We start from the raw sequence: 26,270 nt of genomic DNA, 5'->3' as shown, positions 1-26,270 counted from the left end.
ATCTGCTAAAATCATGATAAAATTAGTACACCCACAGCCATTATAAATCATCTATGACTGCAACTGTCTCCACTCCCCACCGGGTCAGCACCGAGAAAATTCGCCCGGCAATTCAAGCACTACAGCCACAGTTAGTTAAGTGGCGGCGGCATATTCACCAATACCCAGAGTTAGCATTTCAAGAAAAACTAACCGCTAAGTTTATTGCCGAAAAACTAGAGGAATGGGGAATTAATCATCAAACACAAATTGCCGAAACCGGAATTGTAGCCATTATTGAAGGTCATCAACCGGGGCCAGTTTTAGCAATTCGGGCGGATTTTGATGCCTTACCTATTCAAGAACAAAATGAGGTGAGTTATAAATCTTGTCATGATGGCATTATGCACGCTTGCGGTCATGACGGACATACAGCGATCGCCCTAGGAACTGCCTATTATTTATCGCAACACAGACAGGATTTGTGTGGTACAATAAAAGTAATCTTTCAACCTGCTGAAGAGGGGCCAGGCGGCGCATTGCCCATGATTGAAGCTGGGGTATTAAAAAATCCTGATGTTGAGGCAATTTTGGGGTTGCATTTGTGGAATAATTTGCCATTGGGAACGGTGGGGGTGCGTGCTGGTGCGTTAATGGCGGCGGTAGATATCTTTGAATGTCGCATATTTGGGAAAGGGGGACATGGAGGGATGCCGCATCAAACCATAGATGCAATCTTGTTAGGTTCCCAAATTGTTAATAACCTGCAAACCATTGTAGCAAGGAATGTTGACCCCTTAGAGTCTGCCGTGGTTACTGTGGGTTCTTTCCATGCTGGAGATGCTCATAATGTGATTGCAGACCAAGCGACAATCAAGGGGACAGTCCGCTATTTCAATCCTCAATTTAATGAATATTTTAGCAACCGAATCGAGTCAATTGTGGCGGGAATTTGTCAAAGTCATGGGGCGAGATATGAGTTAAATTATCAACACAATTATCCGCCAGTAATTAACGATCCATCCCTAGCCAATTTGGTGAGAAGCGTGGCGGAATGTGTGGTAGAAACGCCAGCGGGGATAGTGCCAAAATGTCAGACTATGGGAGGTGAGGATATGTCATTTTTCCTGCAAGAAGTACCGGGGTGTTATTTTTTCATGGGGTCTGCTAATAGCGATCGCAATTTAGCTTATCCGCACCATCATCCTCGGTTTGACTTTGACGAAACCGCCCTAAGTATGGGGGTAGAAATGTTTGTGCGGTGTGTAGAAAAGTTTAGCGGTGAAAAATCCTAACTGCTGAACCCAAAAGAGCATGATTTAATCTCAAATTAGGTTAACATTTTACGGCAATACAGTATAATAAGCGAGAAGGGTTGAGGATAAACCTATTGCCAGATATGTCAAACCCAAGGAAGCCGCCCAAATCCCTGGAGTCCATGAAAGAACACTCCGCAGATGGGACGACAATGGCTCAATCGAGACCATCAGAACCCCCGCTGGGCAACGACGATACAACGTTGAGTGATATACTGCCAAATCAGGCAGTGACAAACGCAAAGTCGTTATCTATGCCAGAGTTAGTAGCCGCGCCCAGCAGTCAGACCTCAACCGACAGGTGGCCGCACTGTCCAACCTCTACCCCGAAGCAGAAGTCGTCTCAGAAATCGGAGGCGGGCTCAACTTCAAGGGAAAGAAAATGCTGGCCTTACTGGGACAAGTCTTGTCAGGAGATGTCCGCATGGTTGTCGTTGCCCACAAAGACCGATTGGCCAGATTTGGATTTGACTGGTTTTGATGGCTCTGTGAGCAAAACAGGTGCCAACTCATGGTTCTCAACCAGACAAGTCTCAGTCCAGAACGACAAATGGTTGAGGACATCCTCGCCATCCTCCACTGCTTTAGCTCCAGATTATACGGACGGAGTAAATACAAAACTCAGGTCAAAGAAGATCCGGATTTACCCCAGCCCCGAGCTAAATCAAGTCTGGCGTAAATGGCTGGCTGCTTGTCGGTATTGCTACAACCAAGCAATTGCATTATCCCGGAGTGGTAAACGACTAAGCAAGTTAAAGTTACGCAATAAAGTGATGCAGAGCGACTTGCCTGCATGGGTCAAAGAAACACCCTGCCATATTCGGCAGAATGCTATCTTTGATGCCTATCTCGCCTTTTCAGCCAGTCCTGATGCAAGGTTTAGAAGTTGTCGTGACAGCTCTCAAGGGATTAAGTTCAATAATACTAATTTCTCTTCAGGGAGTTGGTATCCAAGACTAACGAAAGGATTAACTTTCATGGTTTCCGAACCCATCCCTAAAACTTGCGGGCAAGGGACTCAGTTGGTGTTTACCAAAGGTCGATGGTTTGCGATTTTCCCTGAACCAGTTGCCGTTACCCCAACTGAAGCGAATGGCGTAATTGCATTAGACCCGGGTGTCCGAACTTTCATAACTGGGTTTGATGGCTCTCGATTTCTGGAATTGGGCTCCGGGGATATTGGACGCATTACTAGGCTATGTCAACATTTGGATGATTTGATGAGCCGAATCGCCAAGGAACCCTGTCGTTCAAGAAGGCGACGGATGAGGCAAGCGGCTCAACGAATGAGAACCAAAATCCGCAATCTAGTTGATGAAGCCCACAAACAAATTGCTCACTACTTGACTCACAACTACAGCCTAATTTTTTTGCCCACCTTCGAGACTTCCGATATGGTTGCCAAAGCAAAGCGGAAAATCAGGTCTAAGACTGCCCGCGCCATGCTGACATGGGCGCATTATCGATTCAAACTAACCCTGAGACATCAAGGGGAAATAACTGGAACCACAGTTGTAGATGTGACGGAAGAATACACCAGCAAAACCTGTACTCACTGTGGTCATGTGCATTCCCAGCTAGGTGGCTCAAAAGTGTTCCGATGTCCGGAGTGCGGGTTCACTCTACCCAGGGACTGGAACGGTGCTTTTGGAATCTTTCTAAAAGCTTTGCGGGATACCGCCTCTGTTACCTTAACGGGTAATAGTGCTATCGTCGCATTGTCCGGCAATAGCCGGATAAATGTCGCGTAAATGTATCAGTGATCGTCATGTCTACAATAGGGTGCAGAGCCTTAAAATGCAGCTCTCGGTAGAGAATAAAAATTGATCACGGTATTCCAAAAGCTCATGAAACGTAGAACTAAGCCCACATCTCCCATAGCTTCCGCCTTTAACTATACCGCGATGGCAGTGATAGCAGGCGTTCTGGTGTTGGGAATTGGTATAGGTATGGCGATAAGTTCCACCGCCACCCTAACCCCCCAGAATGTAGCATCCAGCGAATTCATTGATCGCAGCGCTCCCAACCCAGAAATCTGTGTTAAATTCGGAGCCAGTGCCATGGTGACAGATTTACGGGTATTTGTGACCCTGAACCCGTTTAGTGTTTTCGTCGCTCAACCTCGGATGCAACCGGGATGCGTTTTGCGGACCAGTAACTGGGCTCTACTGAGACAGCGGAACCTGATCACCGTGGAAGAGGAAAGAGACTGTAAACACCGGATGAACACCTTTGGCTATACGGGAGACCTGAACGATGATGCAGAGGTAAGCTGTATTTACCAAAACAATAGCGCCCAGAACGATTTTCTGAATCAATCAGGTCTCATCCCGAACCGTCCTAGACCGGAGTCCGATCGCTTTTAAAACCCTTTAAAATCGTGGGCTAGTTGGTAAAGCTGGGGTGATTCCTAGCAAAAAGTCATTTTGGGCTAATTCCTGAACCAATCGGACTTGGACAACCTGACCCGGTTCAAGAATATGCTGTTGAGGGGAACTAATAGCGCCAACAACAGCCCCTCCCACAGCCCCAGCTAGGAATCCCAATCCATCAAAACCACTAACGAGTAATCCTCCCAAACCGCCAACTCCTGACCCAATAGCCACATTTTCCGGCTTAATTGGTCTCGCACCTGGAATCCAAGTTGATTCAGCCACAAAGGGAATGCTACGACCTTCCAGGTTAATGGCTTGGGCGACAAAACGGGTTCCCTGATTAGTGGTTTCAAACCTTCCGACGACAGGGGTATCTGGAGGTACGACAAAATTACCTGCTGCGTCTACAATTCCCCCTTGCAAAAGTAAAACATCTTGGCGGTTGAATTGGGATTTTAGGCGCACATCGTCAATTCCAGGATATTGGAGAGTCACAGTTGTACCGACGGGTAATAAAATACGACGGTCGGGGCGTTGGGGTTCTGGTACGGGTCGAAAACCTTGGCTAGGTGGTGGTAATTCTGTGGGTAGAGGTTGACCAAAGGGGATAGCTGCAGTTGTGTTAGACATGGGGAGAATTTGAGTTCCGACTTGTTGAGCAAGTGGCTCTGGTCTCACCAAGCTGGTTTGGGTGGGGCGATTTAGGGGGACTCGCAGAAATTCAACATCTGGGAAAGGTTGGGGTTGAGGATTGGGTAAGGCGCTGATGGGGCGTGGTTGGGGGGTTAATTGGGGGGAAATATTGGCGGATGTGGGAGACTGAGTTATGGGGGTTGTGGTTAAGTTATTTTCTGCGGGGGGTTGACGACGGGCTAACAAAACGGGACGCAATACCCACTGATTTTCTACGCCAACTCGTCTGAGTTGAATTTCTTTGTCATCAAGAATGAAGCCAGGAGCGAAATCAACTGTCATTCGCGCTAGGGTGGGTTCAAGTTGGCTAACGCTGACCCGACGCACTAAGCCGGACTCGTAGAGTTCGGTGACATTAACACCTAAATCTGTATCTGGTAGGTCGATAATAATGCGGCTGGGTTGTTGGACTACGGCTAGTCGGGGTCTAACTCCTTCTGGTAGTTGGACTTGAACGGTTCCGTTATTGGGGTTGAGGGTCCACTGGGGAACGGTAACGGCTAAAACTGTGTTGACGATCGCCTCTGTACCTACTATCAAAGTGGCGATCGCTGTAGTTAGACCTAATTTGAAAAGACTAGGGAACCGCCGCCGTGTCAATTTCCCGGTTGGGAGTGGTTGGGTTGGCGCGGCACTGGAAAAACCAAGTGACACTGGAAACGGTCTATACTTGTTTTGCATGATCGCCACATCAAAAAAAGTTTTCTGAGATGATTGCTACTATAGCTCATCTCTGGAGTTCGTATCATGTTTTTAGTTAGAATGCAACCCTAAACTCCTAGATTTGGAAACTCATGCAAAAGTGGCAAAGATTGCGATCGCAAATGATCATAGATCATCCTTGGTGTCGGGTGCGCCAAGATGCGATCGCCCTTCCCGATGGGAATATTATAGATGATTTTTTTATCAATATTCGGCCTGATGTCGCCTTAGTTTTTGCTGTCACCGAAGACCAGCAGGTGATTTTTGTTCGCCAATACCGACATGGAGTCGAGCAGATTTTATTAGAACTCCCCGCTGGCGGTTTTGACCCGGCTACCGAAACCCCCACCGTCGCCGCCTTACGGGAACTTAGGGAAGAAACAGGTTATGTCGCCTGCTCTTTAATTCCCCTAGCTACCCTATACGATAATCCCGTCAAGGACACTAATTCTATTCACCTATTTTTGGCGGAAAATGTGCAACTGCAGCACCAGACCCAACTGGACCCCACCGAAGATATCCAAGTGGTTCTGATACCATTGGCTGAAGTTATAGATGCGATCGCCACCCAAAAGATTCAAGTAGCCGGAACCATTGCTGCTATCTTTTTAGCCTGGGAATATCTCCAGAGTAAAAAAACTCAGTAATCGATGAGCTATTATCTGCTATAATCATGTCATAACTCTATTCTTATACTTCCGCTTTCTGAGCAGCGATCGTCCATTAATGCTTGAAATTTGCCGCACCCCAATTCCCCCCGCACGCACTAAGCGCATCGAAATCCCCGTGGCTCGCCTTCCCACTCAAACTATGCTATCCCTACCCGTTATCGTCATCAATGGCTATACAGAGGGACCCATACTCTGGGTGAGTGCCGCTATTCACGGCGACGAAATTAATGGCGTTGAAATCATTCATCAAGTCTTGCAAAAAATTTCCCCCAAGCGTTTGCGGGGGACCGTAATTGCTGTTCCCATTGTCAATGTCTTTGGATTTATCGAACAATCTCGATATTTACCAGATCGCCGAGACTTAAACCGCTCATTTCCGGGTTCCAAAAGAGGAAGCCTCGCCTCCCGTATAGCTCATTTATTCGTCCAAGAAATTGTCAATCACTCCACCCATGGAATTGACCTACATACAGCATCAGGTCACCGTAAAAATTTACCACAAATTAGAGCCAACTTAGATGATCCTGTTACCTACCAATGTGCGCGCGCTTTTGGAACTTCTGTGATTATTCACTCCCAACTTAGGGATGGTTCCCTCCGCCAAGCCGCCACTCAAAAAGGGATTCCGGTTCTTCTATATGAAGGAGGGGAGGCGCTACGATTTAATTCCCATGCTATTTATATTGGCGTTCAAGGTATCCTACGGGTGATGGAAACCTTAGATATGTATGACTTCCAATTTGATAACTTTCCCCTGGAACCTATAGAAGTGCAAAATACTCAATGGGTGCGTGCTTCTCGTAGTGGGATATTACAACTATCTATTGAGTTGGGGGAACGGGTATATAAGCGCCAACTCCTAGGTGTTATATCTGATGCTTTTGGTGATACCAGCGTCAAAGTCAGGGCTCCTGCTGATGGGTTAGTTATCGGAAATCAGCAAAATCCCTTAGTTAATCAAGGGGATGCTATAGTTAATTTGGCTCTCCTCAACTCTGAAGAGAATCTCGTTCATTTTCCATCTTAGAATACTGTTCACTTGGGAGATAATATCGTCCGGTTTTGCTTAATACAGAAGGTCGCCGGGGAATTTCGATCGCAAATTCTGACCCCTTAGTTAGTACCGACTTACAGGTTAAATTTCCCCCATGTTTAGCCACAATTTGATAACTCATGGCTAATCCTAAGCCGGTACCATGACCCACAGGTTTAGTGGTAAAAAATGGCTCAAATAATCGTTTTCGCACATCTTCTTCCATACCCAAACCATTATCAGAAATTTTAATTGACACCCAATCCGAGTTAATTAATTCAGTGGTAATCTGAATAGTTGGCTCGAAGTCAACCAAGCCATTTTCGAGTTTTTCTACTTCCAAAATCGCATCAATTGCATTACTTAAAATACTCAAAAATACCTGATTCAGTTGACCCGCATAACATTCTACTTTGGGTAAGTATCCATAATTACGAATGACTTTAATTTCGGGAAACTCATGTTTTTCTAAGGTGGGAAGTCGTCCTTTGAGTCGATGTTGCAGGATTAATAATGTACTCTCAATCCCATCATGAATATTGACGGGTTTCATTTCCGACTCATCAAGTCTCGCAAAATTCCGCAGAGACAAAACAATCTGTCGAATCCGATTTGCGCCGACTTCCATTGAATCTAAAATGCGGGGTAAATCGTATACAATAAAACCTAGTTCGACTTCCTCAATGCGATCGCGAATTTCCGCCACTGGCTGTGGATAATATCGCTGATATAATTCAATCAGTGCCAACAAGTCTTGTACATATTGACCCGCATAGCTAATATTACCATAAATAAAAGTAACTGGGTTATTAATTTCATGGGCAATTCCTGCGACCATTTGACCCAGACTGGAAAGTTTTTCATTTTGAATTAATTGTGCTTGAGCCTGTCGGAGTTGTTTAAGGGTTAGTTCCAACTGTAATGCTCTGGCGCGTTCCCTAGCTTCCGACTGTCGCAAAGCATCTTCAGCCTGTTTGCGATCGCTAATATCCCTAACTGTCCCGGTCATGCGTAGGGGTTTACCTTGCTCATCTCGACTCACCACTTGACCATGATTAAGCACCCATTTCCAACCCCCATTATTGGTAAACATCCGGTGTTCAACCTCACAAAAATGCGTGTGATTTTGCCAGTGTTGTTTTAAGCAATAAATCACCTGATGGCGGTCTTCAGGATGCACCAGCTTCAACCAAGACCGAGGATGGTTGTTGATGTGCTTCATATCATAACCCAGCATTTGTCGGCATTGAGGGCTAAAATAGACCTCATCAGTGCCTAAATTCCAATCCCATAAACCCTGATTAGTTCCAGTTAATGCTAATTGTAACCTCTCCTCATTAATCCGCAGAGCTTCCGAGGCTTGTTTTTGTTTAGTAATATCAAAAATTGCCCCCGCCAAACATAAAACTTGTTGGTCATCATCAAAGATACCTTGACCCTTATCATAAACCCATCGTTCGGAACCATTGGCTCGCCGTAACCGATACTCTAAAATATAGGGATGGCGTTTTTCTACGGATATTTGAATCGCGTCTATAACTGTTTGTTGGTCATCAGGATGAATCAGACTTGCAAAGCTGATAGTTCGGTTTAAAATCAAATCATTAGGGCTATAACCAGTAATAGATTCCACCCCCGGACTCATAAAGGTCATGGTGCGATCAATGTCTAAATTAGAGCGATAAACTGCACCGGGAATATTAGAAACCAGGGTGCGAAATTCTCCCTGACGTTCCCGCAGCATTCTCTCAACTTGTTTGCGATCGCTAATATCTCGGATAAACACACATTGATATTCCTGACCTTTAAAGTTCAGATGATTAATCATCATTTCCACGGGAATGAGGCGATTATGTTTAGTCCGATAGCGAGCCTCAATTTTTAAAGACCCACAGCGGCGCAGGATTTGCCAATGTAAATGCCAAGAATCTCGCGGAAAATCCGGGTTAATATCATGAATCGTCAATAACAATAATTCGCTAGGGGAGTAACCCAACAGGCGAGAAGCTGACTCATTCACATAAATAATTTCTCCTTCTATTCCAATCCAAAAAATCGCATCGGCGGCTTTATCAATAGAAAATTGTGTCAGGGATATGGTATCTTCCGCAGACCAGTTATTGATCTTGGCGTTTACTTTGATAGTTAATGGATTGGGATTTCCTGAGTTGGGGGAGTTATTGGCGGCTGAATTATCTAGGCTAGATGTCAAATTCTGGCGGCGGATAAACCCCAACATAGGTATCTGAAACCACCACAGCCAAAAGAATATTAAGTTGGTAGCGAGTAATCCTAAAATGGCTAAGATAGTTATCACAAATATTCCCCCGACGGGATACCAGACAATTTCTGTGTCAAGTATTTGAAAATTCCCCGCCATGACTAACCCCAAGCTGAGTAACCCCGAGTTACCGATGAAATTACCACCGCCGCGCCAAAAGGGTTGATTTGGGGTTGAGAATTTACAGCGATCGCCATAGATTGATAAGCTATTGTTGAGCATACCTGCTGACAAGTAACTAACCAATGCGATCGCAGCAGTTAACCACAAATGTAGCCAGTTTGATAGTGATTCTGGCGAAAAGCTATACCCCCTGAGCATTATATGAGGCTCAAAGGTTAATAATTGGGTAAAAACATATACCAACAATTCTAGCATTTGTTAAATTATTTTTTGGGGTTCGCTTCCCGTCAACAGAGAGAGCAGATATTTGTCCACTAGGGGAAAACCTATCTATAAGCACCCATAATTCGGTGGTTATCCCCATTGAAAAGCATAATTAACCTAGCAAATTAGTTGCCAAATATTGAGATGTCTATAGTAATGGTGATAATAGGTGAAAGTTAATACAACCGGATTCCAGAAGATACCGGAATGGGAGGCATTTAGTCACCAACCAAGGGGTTGGCGGTTGGCGGGGAAATGGAGCATTGATTGCCATAACCAGAAAAGGTGCAAAATGGGAGCAATCCCCCAGGCGATCGCCTCCGAACTGCATAGGGGAATTGCCATCCTGGTTAGGAATTAGCCAGAACCCAATTCACCAGGGTTCGGACAGGGAATCCGGTCGCACCAGTTTTATTATAGCCCTTATCCTTATCTGTCCAAACTGGGCCAGCAATATCCAAATGAGCCCAAGGGGTATCCTTAACAAACTGTTTCAGGAACAGAGTAGCCGTAATCGAACCCGCCGCCCGAGGTCCCGTGTTTTTCATGTCAGCATGAATAGCCTTGAGTCCTTCAAAATATCTTTCCTCAATTGGCATCCGCCAGAATTTTTCCCCAGCTTTTTGGGAAGCAGATTGTAACTGTTGCGCCAGTTGATCATCAGGACTCCATAACCCAGCGATATCATCTCCCAAGGCAATGATACAGGCTCCGGTGAGAGTTGCTAAATCCACTATAGCATCAACCCCTAGGCGGTCAGCAAACACCAAAGCATCAGCCAAAGTTAAACGCCCTTCAGCGTCCGTATTATTGACTTCAATAGTTTTGCCATTAGAAGCGCGTAGGAAGTCTCCAGGGCGCATAGCACGGCCGCTAATCATGTTTTCAGTTACGGCACTGATAAAATGCACCTCAACTGTGGGCTTTAAGGTGGCGATCGCCTTAGCCGCGCCAAAAGTCGCCGCCGCCCCAGCCATATCCATTTTCATCATTTCGATGCCGCTACCCGTGGGTTTCAGGTTCAAACCACCCGAATCAAAAGTCAAACCCTTACCCACAATAGCTAGTTTCCGGGTCGGTGTTCCCTGGGGTTTATAGGTGAGATGGATAAACTTAGGAGGCAAATCCGAGGCTTGAGCCACCCCTAAAAATGCTCCCATTCCCAATTTTTCGCAATCTTCCCGTTCCAAAATTTCCAGTTCCAACCCATACTCAGCAGCCAGAGATTTAGCCAATTCTGCCATAGTTATGGGGTTAACCTCATTAGCCGGAGCCGCCACCAACTCCCGCGCCAAGAACACCCCAGAACAGACCTGTTGAGCCAGGGTAATGGCTGCTTCTGTACCCGGAAACCCTAGCAGATCTACAGACTCGACTTTAATTTCTTTGTCCTTAGTTTCCGACTTAAAGCGATTATCCTGATACAGAACTAACTCTAATCCTTCTACAATAGCCCCCACCGTCTCCGACGCATTACCCACCGGGAAACTGATACCCAGGGTTTTACCTTTGAGTGCTTTCGCCGCCTGTCCTGACGCAGCCGCACCACGTCGGATAGCTTCTAGGGTGTAGTCCTCAGCAGACCCCAACCCCACTAAAACCACCTTACGAATGGGACTATTGCCACCCACACGACCAGAAGCACTACTATCAGCTTTTCCCTGAAAGTCTGATTCTTCGATAAGTTCTTGTAGGGTCCCACCGAGTTTTTGATTGAGTTCTGCTAAATCCCCACTCAGTTGGACTTGTCCTTCAAACAGACCTATCGCTAATACATCTCCACTCCAGTCTAGGCGGTTAGTATCTGTGGCTCTAAATTCCATGTCTTAATCTCAATGCCTTTTAAAGTACGACTTGGGTCATCTTTCTTAATCCTATCGTGAGGGCGGAAATTATTTACCCCAAATTTGGATTACCCTGCTCCCCGGACTGTACCCGCTAAAACTCCCCATTTAAGGGAATTTTTGTTAATCCCGACAAAAAAAGTCGGGTATGGTTGACGGGAATTTGACAACTGTGATAGTCTTCATCCAACAGTTAGAACAGCAGAAAAAGCAGAGGTAAGTGTCATGACCCAGGCAACCCATAACCACACCACCACCCCCACCGCCGGAGCTACTTTTGATAAACTCAAATGTAAAGAGTGCGGCGCGGAATATGCTCTGGAAGCCAAGCACGTTTGCGAGGTGTGTTTTGGTCCCCTGGAAGTTCACTATAACTATGACAACCTTCGCCAACTGGTAACTCGCGAAACTATTGAAGCTGGCCCAAATTCGATCTGGCGTTATCGTCACTTTTTACCGGTAGCTACAGATAATGTTATTGATGTGGGAACTGGGATGACTCCGTTGGTGAAGTCAGAACGGTTAGCCCGCCGCCTCGGTCTCAAAAATCTTTATATTAAAAATGATGCTGTTAATATGCCTACCCTTAGCTTTAAGGATAGGGTGGTATCTGTGGCTCTCAGCCGCGCTAGAGAGTTAGGTTTTTCGACGGTTTCCTGTGCGAGTACGGGAAATTTAGCGAATTCTACGGCGGCGATCGCAGCTAAAGCGGGATTAGATTGTTGTGTATTTATTCCCTCCGATTTAGAAGCTGGGAAGGTGTTAGGAACATTAATTTATAATCCGATTCTGATGGCAGTTAGGGGCAATTATGACCAAGTTAATCGCCTCTGTTCAGAAGTAGCTAATACCTACGGTTGGGGTTTTGTTAATATCAACCTGCGCCCCTATTATTCGGAAGGTTCTAAAACTCTGGGTTTTGAAGTAGCAGAGCAGTTAGGTTGGCGACTGCCAGATCATGTAGTAGCGCCGATCGCTTCTGGTTCGTTATATACCAAGATTCATAAAGGTTTCCAAGAGTTTGTTAAGGTGGGTTTAGTGGAAGATAAACCCGTGCGTTTTAGTGGCGCACAAGCGGAAGGTTGCTCTCCTGTAGCCCATGCTTTCAAGGAAAATCGCGACTTTATTACGCCAGTTAAACCTAATACGATCGCTAAATCTATCGCTATTGGTAATCCGGCTGATGGTGTGTATGCAGTAGAATTAGCCAAAAAGTCTGGCGGTAGTGTGGAGTCAGTTAATGATGCTGAAATTATCGAGGGTATCAAATTACTGGCGGAAACTGAAGGTATCTTTACAGAGACGGCTGGCGGAACTACCATTGCCGTGTTGAAAAAACTGGTGGAAGCGGGTAAAATTGACCCCGATGAAACTACTGTTGTTTACATTACTGGAAATGGCTTAAAAACTCAGGAGGCGGTTCACGGCTACATTGGCGAACCTCTGACCATTGACCCGAAACTAGATAGCTTTGAAGTGGCGATCGAACGCGCACGGACTCTCGATCGCTTAGAATGGCAACAGGTTTTGGTTTAAGATTAGCCAAAATCGGGTAAGATGTGAAATCTTGGGGGAAGGTGCAAGCCTTCTCCTTTTGACGGCAATTTTCTATCCAATTAATCAACAATGGCTGTTAAAGTTTTAATTCCCACTCCCCTGCAAAAGTTCACTAACAACCAAGCTACCCTTGAGTGCGAGGGGACGAACATTATGGAACTAATTGATTCCCTGGAAGCTAGTTGTCCGGGTATCAAGAAAAGTCTCTGTGATGATGAAGGAAAACCGAGGCGCTTTTTGAATTTCTACGTCAACAGTGAGGATATTCGCTTCTTAGATGGTACGAATACCGCCTTAGCTGATGGTGATGAAGTGAGTATTGTTCCGGCTGTGGCTGGAGGCTAGAGAGAGGACTGAGAAACCTGGTTTCTGATACTTTGACCGGGTGTAACGGGTTCCGTGACTCCTTTTCGGATAGGAACCCGGTTACCCGGAAAGTCTAGGATATTAAGTCATTTTCTCAGAGCATTAGCGATCGCTCCTTCTAATTCGCTTTGGGAGAGGCTAGTCACAAAAAAGACTTCCTGAACGGTTTTTCCCGCCCTAGCCAAGACCTTAAAGCCGCCGCGAATAGGAACAGATACTCTTAACTTCATGTGCGGACAATGAGCCTTAGCCCTAGTAATTACTCCCGGGGTAATCGTATGAATTCCCTGATACTTGGTTAATCTATCTAAGACAGGGATCAAGCCCTGAAGGTGGGTAGAGTGATTCCAAACCAAGCGCCCCGAGTTTTTATTATTCATGATTTTTGTGAAAACGCTACTACATCATTCTAAAAAAAAGTAGGGACAATTCACGAATTATCCCTACATATATTATCGATGCAATAACAATAGGCTTAAAAACCTACGCCTAGCAATTAGTCAGCGGCTTGGGGGAGCAGTTCCCGTTTTTCGCCTTGTAAGACTTGAACTTGACCGTCCTCATTAACATCAACGATCGCCGTATCGCCTTCTTTGACGCGACCAGAGAGGATTTCCTCGGCGAGGCTATCTTCCAGCAAACGCATAATGGCGCGACGCAGGGGACGCGCACCGTAGCTGGGATTATAACCTTCTTCTACCAGTCTTTCTTTAAAGCGATCGGTAATTTCCAGGCGAATGCCTTTTTCAGTGAGGCGACCGAACACCTCGTTAAGCATAATTACCGCAATTTCCTTGACCTCATCTTTATTGAGTTGACGGAAGACGATAATTTCATCAAGACGGTTAAGGAACTCAGGACGGAAGTATTGTTTAAGTTCTTCATTAACCAGGTTGCGGATGCGGTTATATTGAGCATCAGCTTGATTTTCTTCAAACTCGAACCCAAGACCGCCGCCACCTTTTTCGATCACCTTAGAGCCAATGTTGCTCGTCATGATGATCAGGGTGTTTTTAAAGTCTACGGTGCGACCTTTAGCATCGGTCAAGCGCCCATCTTCCAAAATCTGCAATAACATATTGAAGACATCGGGGTGAGCTTTTTCGATTTCGTCGAACAGCACCACGGTATAAGGACGACGGCGCACGGCTTCGGTGAGTTGTCCACCTTCGTTGTAACCCACATAGCCGGGAGGAGAACCGATGAGTTTAGAAACGGTGTGCCGCTCCATAAATTCGGACATATCCAGGCGGATCATAGCTTCTTCTGAGCCGAAGAAGTAGGCGGCGAGGGATTTAGTCAACTCGGTTTTACCTACGCCTGTGGGTCCAGAGAAGATGAAACTAGCGATGGGTCGGTTGGGGTTCTTGAGTCCGACACGCGCACGACGGATGGCGCGAGAAACGGCTTTGACAGCTTCTTCCTGACCGATAAGACGCTGGTGGAGGGTGTCTTCCATGTGCAGGAGTTTCTCGGACTCGGACTCGGTGAGTTTGTTAACGGGAATCCCGGTCCAACTGGCCACGATTTGGGCGATATCCTCTTCTGTTACCATGGGGGAATCATCGTCGTCGGTGCGAGTTTCGGATTTTTTGTTTTGAGCGATCGCCCGAATTTGGGATTTAATTTCCATTTCGCGATCGCGCAATTCTCCGGCTCGGTCAAAGTCTTGGGAGCGCACCGCGTCGTCTTTTTCCTTGAGGACTTGTCGCAATTCCTTGTCGAGTTCCTTAGCGGCTGGGGGAAGTTGGGAGTTAATCAGGCGCACCCGCGATCCGGCTTCATCAATCAAATCGATCGCCTTATCGGGGAGATAGCGATCGCTAATATAGCGATCGGACAATTTCGCTGCTGCTTCGAGAGCCTCATCGATAATTTTAAGTTTGTGGTGCTGCTCATAGCGTTCCCGCAGTCCATAGAGAATCTCAATGGTTTCCGGTACCGAAGGCTCACCGACCATCACGGGTTGGAACCGACGTTCTAGGGCCGCATCCCGTTCAATATGCTTGCGGTACTCATCGAGGGTAGTAGCACCGATACACTGCAACTCACCCCGCGCCAAAGCTGGCTTGAGGATATTAGCCGCATCGATAGCTCCTTCCGCAGCACCTGCACCAATGAGGGTGTGAACCTCATCAATTACCAGGATGACATTACCGCAAGAGCGGATTTCATCCATAATCTTTTTGAGTCGTTCCTCAAACTCACCCCGATACTTAGTACCCGCCACCAATAGACCGATATCGAGGGTAACAACTCGTTTATCTTCCAGAATGTCGGGAATATCATTTTGAGCAATGCGCTGGGCGAGACCTTCGGCGATCGCTGTTTTACCGACACCCGGTTCTCCAATTAGGACCGGATTATTTTTGGTACGCCGACCCAAAATCTGGATCACCCGCTCAATTTCCTTTTGTCGTCCCACTACCGGGTCAAGTTTGCCCTCAGCGGCCATTTGGGTCAAATTAGAGCCAAACTCATCGAGGGTTGGGGTCTTAGTGCGACCGCTACTTCCCCCGGCGGTGACTTCCGCCGTTTCACCCAACATCCTAATTACCTGGGTGCGAACCTTCGACAGGTCAACGCCCAAATTTTCCAGGACGCGAGCGGCTACTCCTTCTCCTTCTCGGATCAGACCCAGAAGCAAATGTTCTGTGCCGATATAATTATGCCCGAGTTGACGAGCCTCTTCCAAGGAAAGTTCTAAAACCCTCTTGGCGCGCGGAGTGAACGGAATTTCAACGGCTACAAACCCGGAGCCACGGCCGATGATTTTTTCGACCTCGATCCGAGCATCTTTGAGGTTGACCCCCATGGACTTCAGGACTTTGGCTGCTACGCCAGTCCCTTCGCCAATCAGACCCAGGAGGATCTGTTCTGTTCCTACGAAGTTATGTCCCAGGCGGCGTGCTTCCTCCTGGGCTAACATGATCACCTTAATGGCTTTTTCTGTGAAGCGTTCAAACATGGCTAATTTTTATCACCTGCTGCTGGCTCGTATGCTAATTTTAGCGTGATATTTTCAATGATCGGGTAAAACTATGCCGAAAGTTGCTCAACAAGTTTTACTTATGGGATTGACTCATTTTTAATTGTATCTACGGGATGAGGTATTTAGGTTGGCGATCGGCTCGTCTTTGGCCATTGAGTAATCCCCAATGACTACGGGATCTGCCGAATAGGGACAAAGTACCCGAAATGGAATCAGTGATTCTGTATCGTGGTTGTCTGTCTCTGACCCGGATTTTAGCACAATCTCAAATAAGACTTGGCAGACCAGAAAGCCAAAGTATTAGGGCATCTTCTCCGGTGTCGGCATAGTATTTTTTGCGCCTTCCGGCAATTTGGAAGCCGAATTTTTGATATAGAGATAGGGCGATATGATTGGAGGGCTTAACTTCTAGGGTAGCGTGGGATAATCCTCGCTGTTGGGCGAGTTGCAGTAAAGCCCGCAGTAAATCGGCCCCTAGACCTAAGCCGCGATAATCGGGATGAATGGCTAGTAAAGTGATATGGGCTTCGTCTACAATAGCCCAGAGACAACCGATGCCTATGACTGGTAGGGGTGGCGTTTGGGCGACTTGTACGGAAATTGGCTGTAAACCTGATAAGGGTTGTCCCTGGGTTGGGTGTGTCCAGATGACCAGATCGCTATTGGGGCTATCTAATTCCCGTTGATATCCCGATTCATTCCATAGTCCACCTAAGCAAAGGCGATCGAGTTCTACTACTGCGGGTAATAAGTCGGGGGTGAGAAGTTTGAGTTGTAGGATGGTCACAGAGGCTGGGCTGAAAGCTAATAGATAGATTAAGATTAACCATGGTGACAGAAATTTGGTACGATCGCAGATACACGCGCCGATAAAAAAACTAACTATTGATACTAAAACCGTGGAAAATTCAGGACTTCAGTACCTACTCAACTCGGAAGAAAGCACAACCGAGCGATCGCCTAACCAACAACTGTTACCCCTCACCGCTAAGGTCAACCACCAAGACCACCTAGAAATTGGGGGTTGTGATGTCGCGGAAATGGTCAGTCAGTTTGGTTCCCCTCTATATATATTAGATGAAGTGACCCTGCGTACTGCTTGCCGTCAATACCGGGAGGCTTGGGCGAAATACTATCCGGGAGAATCGCTGATTCTCTATGCTTCTAAGGCATGGAATTGTTTAGCGATTTGTGCAATAGTTGCCTCGGAAGGTTTGGGAACTGATGTGGTTTCTGGTGGGGAACTATACACCGCGAAAACGGCGGGGGTGAGTCCCGATAAGATTTACCTACATGGTAATAATAAATCGCGATCGGAACTGGAGTTAGCCATTAGCACTGGCTGTACTGTAGTGGCTGACAACTGGCTAGACCTGACCAACCTGGTGGAATTGGCAGATGAAATGTCTGTACAATCCCCCGTGCGGGTGATGATCAGATTTACCCCAGGAATCGAGTGTCACACCCATGAGTATATTCGCACCGGACATCTTGATAGTAAATTCGGATTTGATCCTAATCAACTTGATGAGGTGTTTAAATTTGTCAGCAGTAACCCATCTCTATGCTGCGAGGGAATTCACGCTCATATTGGCTCTCAGATTTTTGAACTGCAACCCCATCAAGACTTAGCTGGGGTGCTAATGGATGCGGTCACTAAAGGCAGTCAGTATGGTTTAAATATTACCGAAGTTAATGTGGGGGGAGGTCTAGGGATTCGGTATACAGAAGATGATGACCCCCCCAGTATTGAAAGTTGGGTAAGTGCGATCGCCTCATCCGTCGTCGCCGCCTGTGAACAGCGCCAAATCCCTTTACCTAAGCTGTTGTGTGAACCAGGGCGATCGATTATTGGTCCGGCTGCGATCACTGCTTACACGATTGGTTCTCGCAAAGAGATTCCAGATCTGCGGACTTATATAGCCGTTGATGGGGGAATGTCAGATAATCCCCGTCCGATTACTTATCAATCTGTGTATAGAGTGGTAATTGCTAATCGGATGTCCGCACCATTAACCGAAACCATAACAGTAGCTGGCAAACATTGTGAATCTGGGGACATCCTCATTCAACAAGCCCATCTCCCCGGAGATTGTCAAACTGGTGATATCTTGGTGGTAATGGCAACAGGAGCCTACAATTATAGTATGGCTTCTAACTATAATCGTCTGCCTCGTCCGGCAGCCGTTCTGGTGAATGATTCCCTAAGTTCGATAATTATTCAACGGGAGACCTATTCGGATCTGATTCGTCAGGATCGTTTACCCGAGAGGCTTGGCGATCGCCCTTGATGCCTTAATTTAAGTAACTAACGCGGGGTTAGACATCGCCCCGCATCATGCCTGTCCCCATTTAAGGATGAGGAATCGAGTCCCCAGCAATATAGATAATTAATTCATTATCGATAAGTTGGGAGTTCGGGAAGATGTCAATAGTTTTAACCTCATATCGCGTTCAATGAGTTCGGGTCAAAGTCAAGACCCTGCCTGGCTTGAGTCCTGGTTGGTTAACAGCATCGATATTGGACTGGTTTTTGCCGTCGCCTATATCGTCCTTGTGATTATTGGAGAGCGTCGAACCTTGTGGATGGTTCGAGGTTTCATTGTGTTAATGTTGGCAACGGCGATCAGTAATTGGGCTAATCTGAGACTGCTTTATATTGCCCTAAATAGTTTGGTAACTGGTTCCGCAGTGGCTATGGCTGTGATTTTGCAGTCAGAGTTTAGACAATTTCTGGAAAAATTAGGGCGAGGGGAGGTGCTGCAACTGTTTGCTGCCAGCCGAAAAGGTATCCCTGAAACCGATGGAGTCATTGATCAAATTGTCGAGGCGGTCAAAGAACTTTCTCAAAACCGTACTGGGGCTTTGATTATAATTGAAATAGGCAGTCCCATTGATGAGCGTGATTTTTCCGTTCCGGGTGTGCGTTTAAATGCCGAAGTTTCCAGGGAACTGCTACAGACGATTTTTCAGCCTAAAACTCTACTCCATGATGGTGCGGTGCTGATTAGAGCCTCTAGGGTGGCTGCTGCCGGGGTGATTTTGCCCCTGTCTGAAAGGATAGCCTCGCGACAGTTGGGAACCCGCCATCGAGCAGCTATGGGCATTACAGAAAAGGTTGCTAAGTGTGTATGTATTGTGGTTTCTGAAGAAACCGGGTCAATTTCTCTGGCTGATAAAGGTGTACTGAATCGACCCCTAACCAGTAGTAAACTCAAGGAGTTATTAGAAGCTCGGTCTTTTGTGGCGGGGGATGATAGAACTAAGCCTCCTATTTCCATAGATACCCTTAAACGGCGAATAGGATTAAAGAGGTGGTCGTTCATTTCCCAGGTGTTCCGTTTTCGTTCGTCAGCTTCTCGGGAGAAAAAATGAGTCGAAAGCCAAGGGTTATACATGAGTTACCTGCTGACCTTGACCGAAATCGCCTCCCAAACCATGTCGCGGTGATCATGGATGGTAATGGTCGCTGGGCGAAACGTCGGGGACTACCACGCACTATGGGACATCGGCGAGGGATTGATGCTCTCAAGAATTTACTCCGTTACTGTCGTGATTGGGGAATTAATGCTTTAACGGTTTATGCCTTTTCCACGGAAAATTGGGGGCGACCCCTAGAAGAAGTAGATTTTTTGATGGCTTTGTTTGAGCGGGTTCTCATGCGGGAACTTGAGGAGATGATGGAGGAGGAGGTTAGGATTAGGTTTGTGGGTAATTTGCATCGGCTTCCCGGTTCTCTGAGAGAGTGCATTGAGAAGTCAATGGAGACTACCCGCAATAATGAGGGGATTTTGTTGACTGTGGCTACTAATTACGGGGGACGGGAGGAGATTGTTAGGGCTTGTCAGGCGATCGCCAACCAGGTTAAACAGGGTACTCTCGAACCGGAAGCCATTGATGGGGCTTTATTTGAAAAGTATTTGTATACAGCCGGAACTTCTGACCCGGATTTATTGATTCGCACCAGTGGGGAATTACGGATTAGTAATTTTTTGCTGTGGCAAATCGCTTATGCTGAGATTTATGTGACTGACACTCTCTGGCCGGATTTTAACAGCCATGAGTTTCACCTGGCCCTGTGTTCTTATCAGCAGCGAGAGCGTCGATTTGGTAAGGTGGGTACTCGTGAATGAATTAGGGACCGGAAAAAACCGCTTGTTCGATATCTTGACGACTCAGGGAGTATTTAAAAGACCGTTGAATGTCTTGGCCGTCTGTACCTGCGCCAATGTAACGGACTGTTATTTGGTCAATATCTAACCATAGCTCCGCTTTCCAGGTGGGCTTTTCTACTTGCCAAGAATGGAGTTCCTGGGAGTCCTGTTCCCCACCAAGGGAACGTAACCAGTCTTCGATTTCTGGTAGGGGATGATTATATAGGGGGGTATTGGGACTGGGTAAGGTCATAATTGATTGCTGTTGAAAATTTTTCTCGCTTAAAGGGTTATATCTGAACGAAACATGGCGATCGCTATTGCTAATCCTAAACAGCTTATCAAACTGACTGCCATCATTAACAGAGCAAATAGTTCTCCGGGAGATAAAGGCCGATTTTCGGCGGCGATCGCTTCCGTCGCGCTGGAATGCCTCGATTTTGATGGTCTCGAATGGTGCCGATAATTAATCTCAGTGGGGGGAGTGATCACCCGCGTTGTACTAATAGTTTGATCATAGATTTGACGGCGATCGGGATTACTCAGAATGCTATACGCCTCATTCAACTCTTGGAATTTAGCCTTAGCACAATCTTCTGATAAATCTGTTGTATCTGGATGATAACGTTTACTCAGCTCTCGGTAAGCCCGCCGAATTTCCATGGATGATGCCGAGGGATGCAAGCCCAACAGCGTATAATAGGTGGGTTTGATACTGCCCGGCCATGGTTTCTGTGATCTGGCTTGTTTATTAGTCACGGCTATACCTCATATCATATCTTCCCTAGGGCGCAGTGGTCGCACGTTGTTGCGCTATACGCTGATTCTCAGCATACTGGCCAACCCTCTCTTGAGCAGCCTGATAGTTTTCGCTGTCCTGTGGAACCTGGCTCATGAGTTCACTGGCTTTTTGCCACTCACTGGCTACCGCATTCCATTCAGCTTGAGATTGGGCGGTCTGGGCTAGGGTCGCCGCATTCATTGCCGCATTAATGCCGTCACGCCAAGGGTCCGTCGGGACCGTGGGGGGGGCGGCGGGTTCTGCCGTTTGGGGAGTTTCTGGGTCTGTCGGTTCCGCCGTTTGGGGAGTTTCTGGGTCCGTCGGTTCCGCAGTGTCGGCGGGGTCCGGGTCGGTGGTCATTTCTGAACTACCACCAGGGAGGAAAGGTAGAGAGAAGATACCAGCAAAATGCAATCCAGCTAAAGCAGCGATCGCCACCAATAATACGATCGGAATCAGTAACAGGACTTTATTACTTTTCGGATGAGAAGGTTGTACTTCTTGGGTTTTGTCCTCATCATCATCATCATCATCATCATCAGGATCATCATCTTCTTCTGGAATGTAGCCACCCTGGTCATCATCATCAATATCTTGGTCATCATCTATGTAGTCGGGGTCAATGTCATCATCATCGACAACATAATCATCAATATGATCATCCTGATCGAGGAGGGTATCTTGTTCGCTGAAATCGTCCTCAATATCACCTACATCAGGGGGAATCATATCATCTTCCGGGTCGATCGCCTTCGGTGGTGGCTCCTTCAAAACGATCTCTTCTTCCCAAGCGGGATCATCCCCCAATTGTCGTCCATAGATTTTCACAGTATAGATAGAGGGGACATCTAACTTAGTCATCCCATTGCGAACAAATGTCACCAATGATTGTTGATTGTTAGGAACCGCATCCCCTTCTAGCATGATGTGTAGGGAGTTATCTTCCCGACAGACATCGGCATTAATGTTTTTAGCTTTTAGGGAATTGTTAATCACATTGGCAATCGCCTGGGGATCGCCCTGCTTGGCTAGTTCCAGTTGGCTTTGGTTTGGCATGGCTAACCCTCACGAGAACCTTGGGGAATTTTCAGTGATACCTCGGACGTGACACAGATTCAGAAACGGGGGAGCCAGGCTCCAGGGCTTTTAAGCTGCCCTTACACCCGATATTACAGGGGCGTAAAGATACCAGACCCAGACTGAAACGGCGAACTGTGCCACTCAAATGATAATCTATCATACATCAGCGGTGAAATAAGCGACAAAGTTCGATGATCTGTGTTTGTAGCGTTGACTGTTCATCTGCGCCACGTTTAAGGCTAATTTCCAATTGCAGCAGTTTCGGTAAGGTTTGTTGAAGTTGCTGTAACGAAAGGGGCTGCACTTCTTTTTTCAGAAAGTATATCCGCTTGGGGTTCCCCACTTCCGCGAGGCGGGCGATTTCTTTATCATCTCTGGTTCCGGTTTCGATCATCAATTTGACCCATAGCCAGGTGCGGAATTGTCCTACTAGGGTAGCTAGGATTTTGAGGGCGGGTTCGTTGTGGGCGATTAAATCGGCAACTAACCCTAGGGCTTGGCTAGTTTTGCCTTCTCTAATGGCGATCGCCAGTTTTAGACTATTCTGGGTATTGCTGTGAATTAGGGGAGTAATAGTTTTGATGTCTAGGGAACCGTCTGTCGTCTCAGCATATAGTTTAAGTTTTTCCATTTCGCCATAAAGTTGGCGGGTATCATTTCCCACCGCTTCGGCTACAAAAGCCACTGATTCTGCTTTGAGTTTAACCCCCAGTTGTTGGGCTACTTCTCGGACTCGCTGTTCCAATTGGTCAGTTTTCCAGGGGGGTATTGCCGAAAATTCCTGAACTTTGGCATATTTTTGTAGGAGTTTCGTGGATTTGAGGCGGCCATCAGGTTTATTGGGACTGCTAAATAATAGGGTGGTGGTTTCGGGAATAGCCGGTAAGGTTCGCTCTAACTCCTGTAGAATTTCTGGAGAACAATGCTGAGTCAGGGGTGTGTTAACTAGCCATACTAAACGATGTCCCAACCCGAATGGTGGAGTCATAGCTTGATTTAGTCCAGAAATGACTGAATCTGGTGTATCGGGCAGAATTTTGTCAAAATTGAAACTAGACCAATTGGGATCAACGACAGATTCCCGCAAGGTGTCCACTGCTTTGCTCAGGGAGAAGTCGTCGTCCCCCCAGTACAGGTAAATTGGCATAACAAATTGTCTTTGAATAACGAGGAAAACAGACTTGGACGATAACTATCAAACCTATGTCAATCGGGTCGCCAGGATGACTTTAGGGCCGGCTTACCTATCACAACTGGAACATATCCAGGAATCCCCTAAATTTACCCTTGATGCTCAAGGTCAGAGGAAGCCGGTTCCTTTTCCTGGTTACAGTGTGATTACGCCTCCGGCTGGGGAAGATGTTGATAATGCCGATTTTTATCAAAATTTGACCGATTGTCAACAGCAACTGGCACGAATTTTAGACCCTGATTTTTTTGTGAAGATTCCCCCAGATAGCCTCCATTTTACTTTGGCTGATTTGATTTGGGATGATTTGTATCGAGATGCTTCTCAGCAAATACCCGATTTTGAAAGTAAAGTTCAAGAGGCGATCGCCGAATCTTTTACTATTTTTGAATCTCAGAAAATCTCCCAGCCTTTTCAATGGCAGGTTTTGGGTTTGATGGTAATGACTAGGGCGATCGTTGTTTGTTTGGTTCCTAGGGATGAGGAGGCTTATAATTTGTTGATTCAATTCCGAAGGTCTATTTATCAGAATCGTAGTTTAATGGCTTTGGGAATTGAGCAGCAATATCATTTGGTGGCTCATGTTACTTTGGGATATTTTGGCTCTATCCCTAATGATTTAGACCGAGAAACTTTGAGCCAACAAATTTTTGAGTTAAACCATCAATGGCTCGATAATCCCCAAGAAATACTGATAAAAAAAGCCGATTTTAGGAAATTTGAAGACATGATGGCTTATCGCCGAGAAGCTCACTGGCCGCGATTTGTTTTTTAAGGCTTTTTTTTGGGTGCGTCAGATGCAGTTTTTTAAGATGCTCTCAATTAGAGTTAATTGTGCTGCTGACGCACTGAACATATCCAATCATAATTGAACGCGACAATATCAGGATATTGTTTAAAGTAGTAAAATCTGGCTAATTATTGACCAAAAATGGCTGTTAATTGATTAATTGTGAATATTGACAATTTACCTAAAGTAGATAGTTGACGATACATATTATTGGCATTAATTTAGATGGATTGGCGGGACTTTCCGACTCCGTTCGCCGGGTGGTTAAACGGGGTAATCTGTTAGTGGGGAACTCTCGCAATTTGGGTTTTTTAAGCAGCTATGAGACTATTCCAAAATTGCTGTTAACCGATATGGTCGAAACACTGTCCGAACTGAAACAATGGCTAACCAATTGGGAGAGGAATTATCAGACTAACCCGGAGGTGATATTTTTAGTATCTGGCGATCCGTTATTTTTTGATGTGGGGGGATTATTAGCCGCCAACTTTCCACCAGAACAGTTAATTTTTTATCCCCATATTAGTTCAATGCAGTTAGCTTTTAACCGTCTGCAAATTCCTTGGGAAGATGCGAGAATCATTAGGGTTGATAGTCGGTCAATGGATAGCTTAACTCAGGCTTTAAAAGAGGGGGTTAAAAAGATAGGCATTTTGACAAGTGTAGATTATCCCCCTCAAGCGATCGCTCAATTAATCTTATCCCTAGATTTAGCGAAAGTTTATCAATTCTGGGTTGCCGAAAATTTGGGGGGCGAAAATGAGCGAGTACAACCCTACCCGGTAGACCGGATAAATAACTATCAATTTTCACCCTTAAACTTGGTGATATTATTACCCGATTTACCAGCGATTATCGACCAGGTTGATTTAGCCAATCTTCCCAGTTTAGGAATACCAGATCACTTATTTTTCGGCAATAGCAATCAACCCGAATTAATCACGCCACGGGAACTGCGTATCTTAGCATTAGGGGAACTAGGGTTACAGCCAAATCAAGTAGTTTGGGATATGCAAGCCAGTCCGGGTTGTCTCTCAGTAGAAATAGCGAGATTATTTCCCCAGTCCACCATTTACGCCATCGAAAAAACGGCATCGGGAACCTGTTTAATTGAACAAAATTGCCGCAGATTTCAGATAAACAATGTGATATCAATTAATGGGGAATTTCCCGCTATATTACATCATTTGAGAACGCCCGATCGCATTTTTATGGGCATTCCCGACAACAATTTACCGGAGATTTTAGGAATCTGTAGCATTCGACTTTCTCCGGGAGGTAGGATAGTAGTAGTTTTGAGAACTTTAGAACATATCAATTTAGCATTACAGTGGGTTAAAGACAAAATTACCAGGGAAAAACACTGGAATTATCATCTGTTACAAGTACAGCTTTCCCGTTCATTTTCTCTGGGGAGTTTAACCAGATTTGTTTCTGTAAATCCTGTGACCATTTTAACCATTTATAATCACAGCTTATTTAGTTAAACTCGACCAATTCAGCTTAGACAAATCATCGAAGTTTAGCCCCATGATTAACAAACTGCCCAAAATTTGTTATAGTTAATTAATACTGTTCACAAGTCAGCCATGTTAAATTTACCAGTTGACCAAATTTTTAATGTCGCCAACATATTTGTACTGCCTTTTTGGGGTCTAATGGTGTTTGTTCCCAATTGGGGAGTTACCAGAAAAGTGATGGAATCATATATTCCCTTTATCCTGTTGGCGTTAACATATTTGTATCTGTTTGCGGGTAGCATAAACCCGGAAAGTGCGGCGGCTTTATCCAACCCCCAATTAGCAGATATCGCTAAGTTTTTCGGAGATGAAACGATCGCAGCCGCCGGGTGGGTTCACTTTTTAATCTTAGATCTGTTTGTGGGACGTTGGATATATTGGGAAGGACAAAAAACCGGAGTTTGGACAATTCATTCTCTGATTTTATGTTTATTTGCGGGTCCAATGGGTTTACTTTCCCACATTATTACTGCTGCTGTAACTCGCCAATTTTTCGCGGGTGGCGGGTCAGAAACTACCACCGATCCATCTGTGAGTTAATCAGAAGTTGGGGTAATTTT

Annotated in this window: 24 protein-coding genes and 1 pseudogene; 15 read left to right on the top strand and 10 right to left on the bottom strand. The window is 46.0% G+C overall.

What is annotated here, in order from left to right; all coding sequences use genetic code 11:
- The first annotated feature begins 53 nt into the window (after positions 1–53).
- The 4 genes and pseudogenes from HFV01_RS18640 to HFV01_RS18625 all read left to right on the top strand — a co-directional run bounded on the left by HFV01_RS18640 (position 54) and on the right by HFV01_RS18625 (position 3,661).
- Positions 54–1,274 carry a M20 metallopeptidase family protein gene (locus tag HFV01_RS18640; RefSeq protein ID WP_008049391.1) on the top strand — a complete coding sequence of 407 codons (1,221 nt, stop codon included), beginning with the start codon at positions 54–56 and terminating at the stop codon, positions 1,272–1,274.
- A gap of 94 nt (positions 1,275–1,368) precedes the next feature.
- Positions 1,369–1,974, top strand: a pseudogene (locus HFV01_RS18635) (IS607 family transposase).
- Positions 1,931–3,046: an RNA-guided endonuclease InsQ/TnpB family protein gene (locus HFV01_RS18630; protein ID WP_231296496.1), complete on the top strand. Its 1,116-nt coding sequence runs from the start codon at positions 1,931–1,933 to the stop codon at positions 3,044–3,046. Before HFV01_RS18635 ends, HFV01_RS18630 begins: the two are co-directional and overlap by 44 nt.
- A gap of 96 nt (positions 3,047–3,142) precedes the next feature.
- A complete protein-coding gene (locus tag HFV01_RS18625; RefSeq protein WP_006620705.1) occupies positions 3,143–3,661 on the top strand; it encodes a DUF3172 domain-containing protein in 519 nt (172 codons plus the stop codon).
- 6 nt (positions 3,662–3,667) lie between these two features.
- Here the strand turns inward: HFV01_RS18625 and HFV01_RS18620 are convergent, their stop codons facing one another.
- Positions 3,668–5,044 (bottom strand): AMIN domain-containing protein, encoded by a 1,377-nt coding sequence (locus HFV01_RS18620; protein WP_318285801.1) that lies wholly within the window; start codon positions 5,042–5,044, stop codon positions 3,668–3,670.
- Between the two features lie 113 nt (positions 5,045–5,157).
- Between HFV01_RS18620 and HFV01_RS18615 the strand changes: the two genes are divergently transcribed.
- Both HFV01_RS18615 and HFV01_RS18610 read left to right on the top strand, forming a co-directional pair.
- Positions 5,158–5,712, top strand: coding sequence for an NUDIX hydrolase (locus tag HFV01_RS18615; protein WP_006670143.1), 555 nt, complete (start codon positions 5,158–5,160; stop codon positions 5,710–5,712).
- Positions 5,713–5,791: 79 nt separating this feature from the next.
- Complete coding sequence (locus HFV01_RS18610) at positions 5,792–6,763, top strand: succinylglutamate desuccinylase/aspartoacylase family protein (protein ID WP_006670142.1); 972 nt, start codon at positions 5,792–5,794, stop codon at positions 6,761–6,763.
- Here HFV01_RS18610 and HFV01_RS18605 read toward each other — a convergent pair.
- Entirely contained in the window at positions 6,726–9,371 is a 2,646-nt protein-coding gene (locus HFV01_RS18605; protein WP_318285799.1) for a PAS domain-containing protein, read from the bottom strand. The genes HFV01_RS18610 and HFV01_RS18605 overlap by 38 nt on opposite strands.
- Before the next feature lie 235 nt (positions 9,372–9,606).
- On the opposite strand from HFV01_RS18605, the gene HFV01_RS18600 reads away from it, so the two are divergent.
- Positions 9,607–9,798, top strand: coding sequence for a hypothetical protein (locus tag HFV01_RS18600; RefSeq protein ID WP_193520277.1), 192 nt, complete (start codon positions 9,607–9,609; stop codon positions 9,796–9,798).
- Here HFV01_RS18600 and HFV01_RS18595 read toward each other — a convergent pair.
- The gene (locus HFV01_RS18595) at positions 9,788–11,260 is read right to left on the bottom strand and encodes a leucyl aminopeptidase (protein WP_193520276.1); all 1,473 of its coding nucleotides are present in this window, start codon (positions 11,258–11,260) and stop codon (positions 9,788–9,790) included. The two genes, HFV01_RS18600 and HFV01_RS18595, sit on opposite strands and share 11 nt — an antisense overlap.
- Positions 11,261–11,506: 246 nt before the next feature.
- Here HFV01_RS18595 and thrC point away from each other — a divergent pair, with 246 nt between their 5' ends.
- Both thrC and HFV01_RS18585 read left to right on the top strand, forming a co-directional pair.
- Positions 11,507–12,817 carry a threonine synthase gene (gene thrC / locus HFV01_RS18590; RefSeq protein ID WP_006618431.1) on the top strand — a complete coding sequence of 437 codons (1,311 nt, stop codon included), beginning with the start codon at positions 11,507–11,509 and terminating at the stop codon, positions 12,815–12,817.
- 90 nt (positions 12,818–12,907) lie between these two features.
- Positions 12,908–13,183 carry a MoaD/ThiS family protein gene (locus HFV01_RS18585; protein WP_006618430.1) on the top strand — a complete coding sequence of 92 codons (276 nt, stop codon included), beginning with the start codon at positions 12,908–12,910 and terminating at the stop codon, positions 13,181–13,183.
- Positions 13,184–13,290: 107 nt separating this feature from the next.
- Here the strand turns inward: HFV01_RS18585 and HFV01_RS18580 are convergent, their stop codons facing one another.
- From HFV01_RS18580 to rimI, 3 genes are all read right to left on the bottom strand, one after another.
- Complete coding sequence (locus HFV01_RS18580; RefSeq protein WP_006618429.1) at positions 13,291–13,584, bottom strand: DUF2103 domain-containing protein; 294 nt, start codon at positions 13,582–13,584, stop codon at positions 13,291–13,293.
- 116 nt (positions 13,585–13,700) lie between these two features.
- The gene (locus tag HFV01_RS18575; protein ID WP_006620698.1) at positions 13,701–16,172 is read right to left on the bottom strand and encodes an ATP-dependent Clp protease ATP-binding subunit; all 2,472 of its coding nucleotides are present in this window, start codon (positions 16,170–16,172) and stop codon (positions 13,701–13,703) included.
- Positions 16,173–16,461: 289 nt separating this feature from the next.
- Entirely contained in the window at positions 16,462–16,983 is a 522-nt protein-coding gene (rimI, locus tag HFV01_RS18570) for a ribosomal protein S18-alanine N-acetyltransferase (RefSeq protein WP_006620697.1), read from the bottom strand.
- 112 nt (positions 16,984–17,095) lie between these two features.
- On the opposite strand from rimI, the gene lysA reads away from it, so the two are divergent.
- The 3 genes from lysA to uppS all read left to right on the top strand — a co-directional run bounded on the left by lysA (position 17,096) and on the right by uppS (position 20,329).
- Entirely contained in the window at positions 17,096–18,487 is a 1,392-nt protein-coding gene (gene lysA / locus HFV01_RS18565) for a diaminopimelate decarboxylase (RefSeq protein WP_006620696.1), read from the top strand.
- Between the two features lie 166 nt (positions 18,488–18,653).
- Complete coding sequence (cdaA, locus tag HFV01_RS18560) at positions 18,654–19,571, top strand: diadenylate cyclase CdaA (protein WP_008049403.1); 918 nt, start codon at positions 18,654–18,656, stop codon at positions 19,569–19,571.
- Positions 19,568–20,329: an undecaprenyl pyrophosphate synthase gene (gene uppS, locus HFV01_RS18555; RefSeq protein WP_008049404.1), complete on the top strand. Its 762-nt coding sequence runs from the start codon at positions 19,568–19,570 to the stop codon at positions 20,327–20,329. The genes cdaA and uppS overlap by 4 nt, the downstream gene beginning before the upstream one ends.
- A 1-nt stretch (position 20,330) precedes the next feature.
- On the opposite strand, the gene HFV01_RS18550 is transcribed toward uppS, so the two are convergent.
- From HFV01_RS18550 to holA, 4 genes are all read right to left on the bottom strand, one after another.
- Positions 20,331–20,603: a DUF3143 domain-containing protein gene (locus tag HFV01_RS18550; protein ID WP_006670136.1), complete on the bottom strand. Its 273-nt coding sequence runs from the start codon at positions 20,601–20,603 to the stop codon at positions 20,331–20,333.
- Positions 20,604–20,632: 29 nt separating this feature from the next.
- A complete protein-coding gene (locus HFV01_RS18545) occupies positions 20,633–21,109 on the bottom strand; it encodes a J domain-containing protein (RefSeq protein ID WP_006620692.1) in 477 nt (158 codons plus the stop codon).
- 25 nt (positions 21,110–21,134) lie between these two features.
- The gene (locus HFV01_RS18540) at positions 21,135–22,187 is read right to left on the bottom strand and encodes a hypothetical protein (protein ID WP_006670134.1); all 1,053 of its coding nucleotides are present in this window, start codon (positions 22,185–22,187) and stop codon (positions 21,135–21,137) included.
- Between the two features lie 187 nt (positions 22,188–22,374).
- Entirely contained in the window at positions 22,375–23,358 is a 984-nt protein-coding gene (gene holA, locus HFV01_RS18535; RefSeq protein ID WP_008049405.1) for a DNA polymerase III subunit delta, read from the bottom strand.
- 34 nt (positions 23,359–23,392) lie between these two features.
- Between holA and HFV01_RS18530 the strand changes: the two genes are divergently transcribed.
- The 3 genes from HFV01_RS18530 (at position 23,393) to HFV01_RS18520 (ending at position 26,250) form a co-directional block, all read left to right on the top strand.
- On the top strand, positions 23,393–24,175 hold the full coding sequence (locus tag HFV01_RS18530) for a DUF1868 domain-containing protein (protein WP_006620689.1): 783 nt from the start codon (positions 23,393–23,395) through the stop codon (positions 24,173–24,175).
- A gap of 209 nt (positions 24,176–24,384) precedes the next feature.
- Complete coding sequence (locus tag HFV01_RS18525; protein ID WP_006670131.1) at positions 24,385–25,677, top strand: bifunctional cobalt-precorrin-7 (C(5))-methyltransferase/cobalt-precorrin-6B (C(15))-methyltransferase; 1,293 nt, start codon at positions 24,385–24,387, stop codon at positions 25,675–25,677.
- A 102-nt stretch (positions 25,678–25,779) separates the two neighbouring features.
- Positions 25,780–26,250, top strand: coding sequence for an ABA4-like family protein (locus tag HFV01_RS18520; protein WP_006670130.1), 471 nt, complete (start codon positions 25,780–25,782; stop codon positions 26,248–26,250).
- Positions 26,251–26,270 lie beyond the last annotated feature (20 nt).

It is taken from the genome of Limnospira fusiformis SAG 85.79 (assembly GCF_012516315.1).
Taxonomy (GTDB): domain Bacteria; phylum Cyanobacteriota; class Cyanobacteriia; order Cyanobacteriales; family Microcoleaceae; genus Limnospira; species Limnospira fusiformis.
The sequence above is the reverse complement of the archived record's forward strand: the minus strand, read 5'-3'. Positions and strand labels throughout refer to the sequence as shown.

Bases quoted from the DNA above. Each gene is read 5' to 3' on its own strand.
- HFV01_RS18615 (WP_006670143.1), top strand. From the start codon at position 5,158: ATGCAAAAGTGGCAAAGATTGCGATCGCAAATGATCATAGATCATCCT.
- HFV01_RS18610 (WP_006670142.1), top strand. From the start codon at position 5,792: ATGCTTGAAATTTGCCGCACCCCAATTCCCCCCGCACGCACTAAGCGC.
- HFV01_RS18540 (WP_006670134.1), bottom strand. From the start codon at position 22,187: ATGCCAAACCAAAGCCAACTGGAACTAGCCAAGCAGGGCGATCCCCAG.
- HFV01_RS18620 (WP_318285801.1), bottom strand. From the start codon at position 5,044: ATGCAAAACAAGTATAGACCGTTTCCAGTGTCACTTGGTTTTTCCAGT.
- thrC (WP_006618431.1), top strand. From the start codon at position 11,507: ATGACCCAGGCAACCCATAACCACACCACCACCCCCACCGCCGGAGCT.
- uppS (WP_008049404.1), top strand. From the start codon at position 19,568: ATGAGTCGAAAGCCAAGGGTTATACATGAGTTACCTGCTGACCTTGAC.
- HFV01_RS18605 (WP_318285799.1), bottom strand. From the start codon at position 9,371: ATGCTCAGGGGGTATAGCTTTTCGCCAGAATCACTATCAAACTGGCTA.
- HFV01_RS18625 (WP_006620705.1), top strand. From the start codon at position 3,143: ATGAAACGTAGAACTAAGCCCACATCTCCCATAGCTTCCGCCTTTAAC.
- cdaA (WP_008049403.1), top strand. From the start codon at position 18,654: ATGAGTTCGGGTCAAAGTCAAGACCCTGCCTGGCTTGAGTCCTGGTTG.
- holA (WP_008049405.1), bottom strand. From the start codon at position 23,358: ATGCCAATTTACCTGTACTGGGGGGACGACGACTTCTCCCTGAGCAAA.
- HFV01_RS18575 (WP_006620698.1), bottom strand. From the start codon at position 16,172: ATGTTTGAACGCTTCACAGAAAAAGCCATTAAGGTGATCATGTTAGCC.
- HFV01_RS18520 (WP_006670130.1), top strand. From the start codon at position 25,780: ATGTTAAATTTACCAGTTGACCAAATTTTTAATGTCGCCAACATATTT.
- HFV01_RS18640 (WP_008049391.1), top strand. From the start codon at position 54: ATGACTGCAACTGTCTCCACTCCCCACCGGGTCAGCACCGAGAAAATT.
- HFV01_RS18550 (WP_006670136.1), bottom strand. From the start codon at position 20,603: ATGACCTTACCCAGTCCCAATACCCCCCTATATAATCATCCCCTACCA.
- HFV01_RS18585 (WP_006618430.1), top strand. From the start codon at position 12,908: ATGGCTGTTAAAGTTTTAATTCCCACTCCCCTGCAAAAGTTCACTAAC.
- HFV01_RS18580 (WP_006618429.1), bottom strand. From the start codon at position 13,584: ATGAATAATAAAAACTCGGGGCGCTTGGTTTGGAATCACTCTACCCAC.
- HFV01_RS18595 (WP_193520276.1), bottom strand. From the start codon at position 11,260: ATGGAATTTAGAGCCACAGATACTAACCGCCTAGACTGGAGTGGAGAT.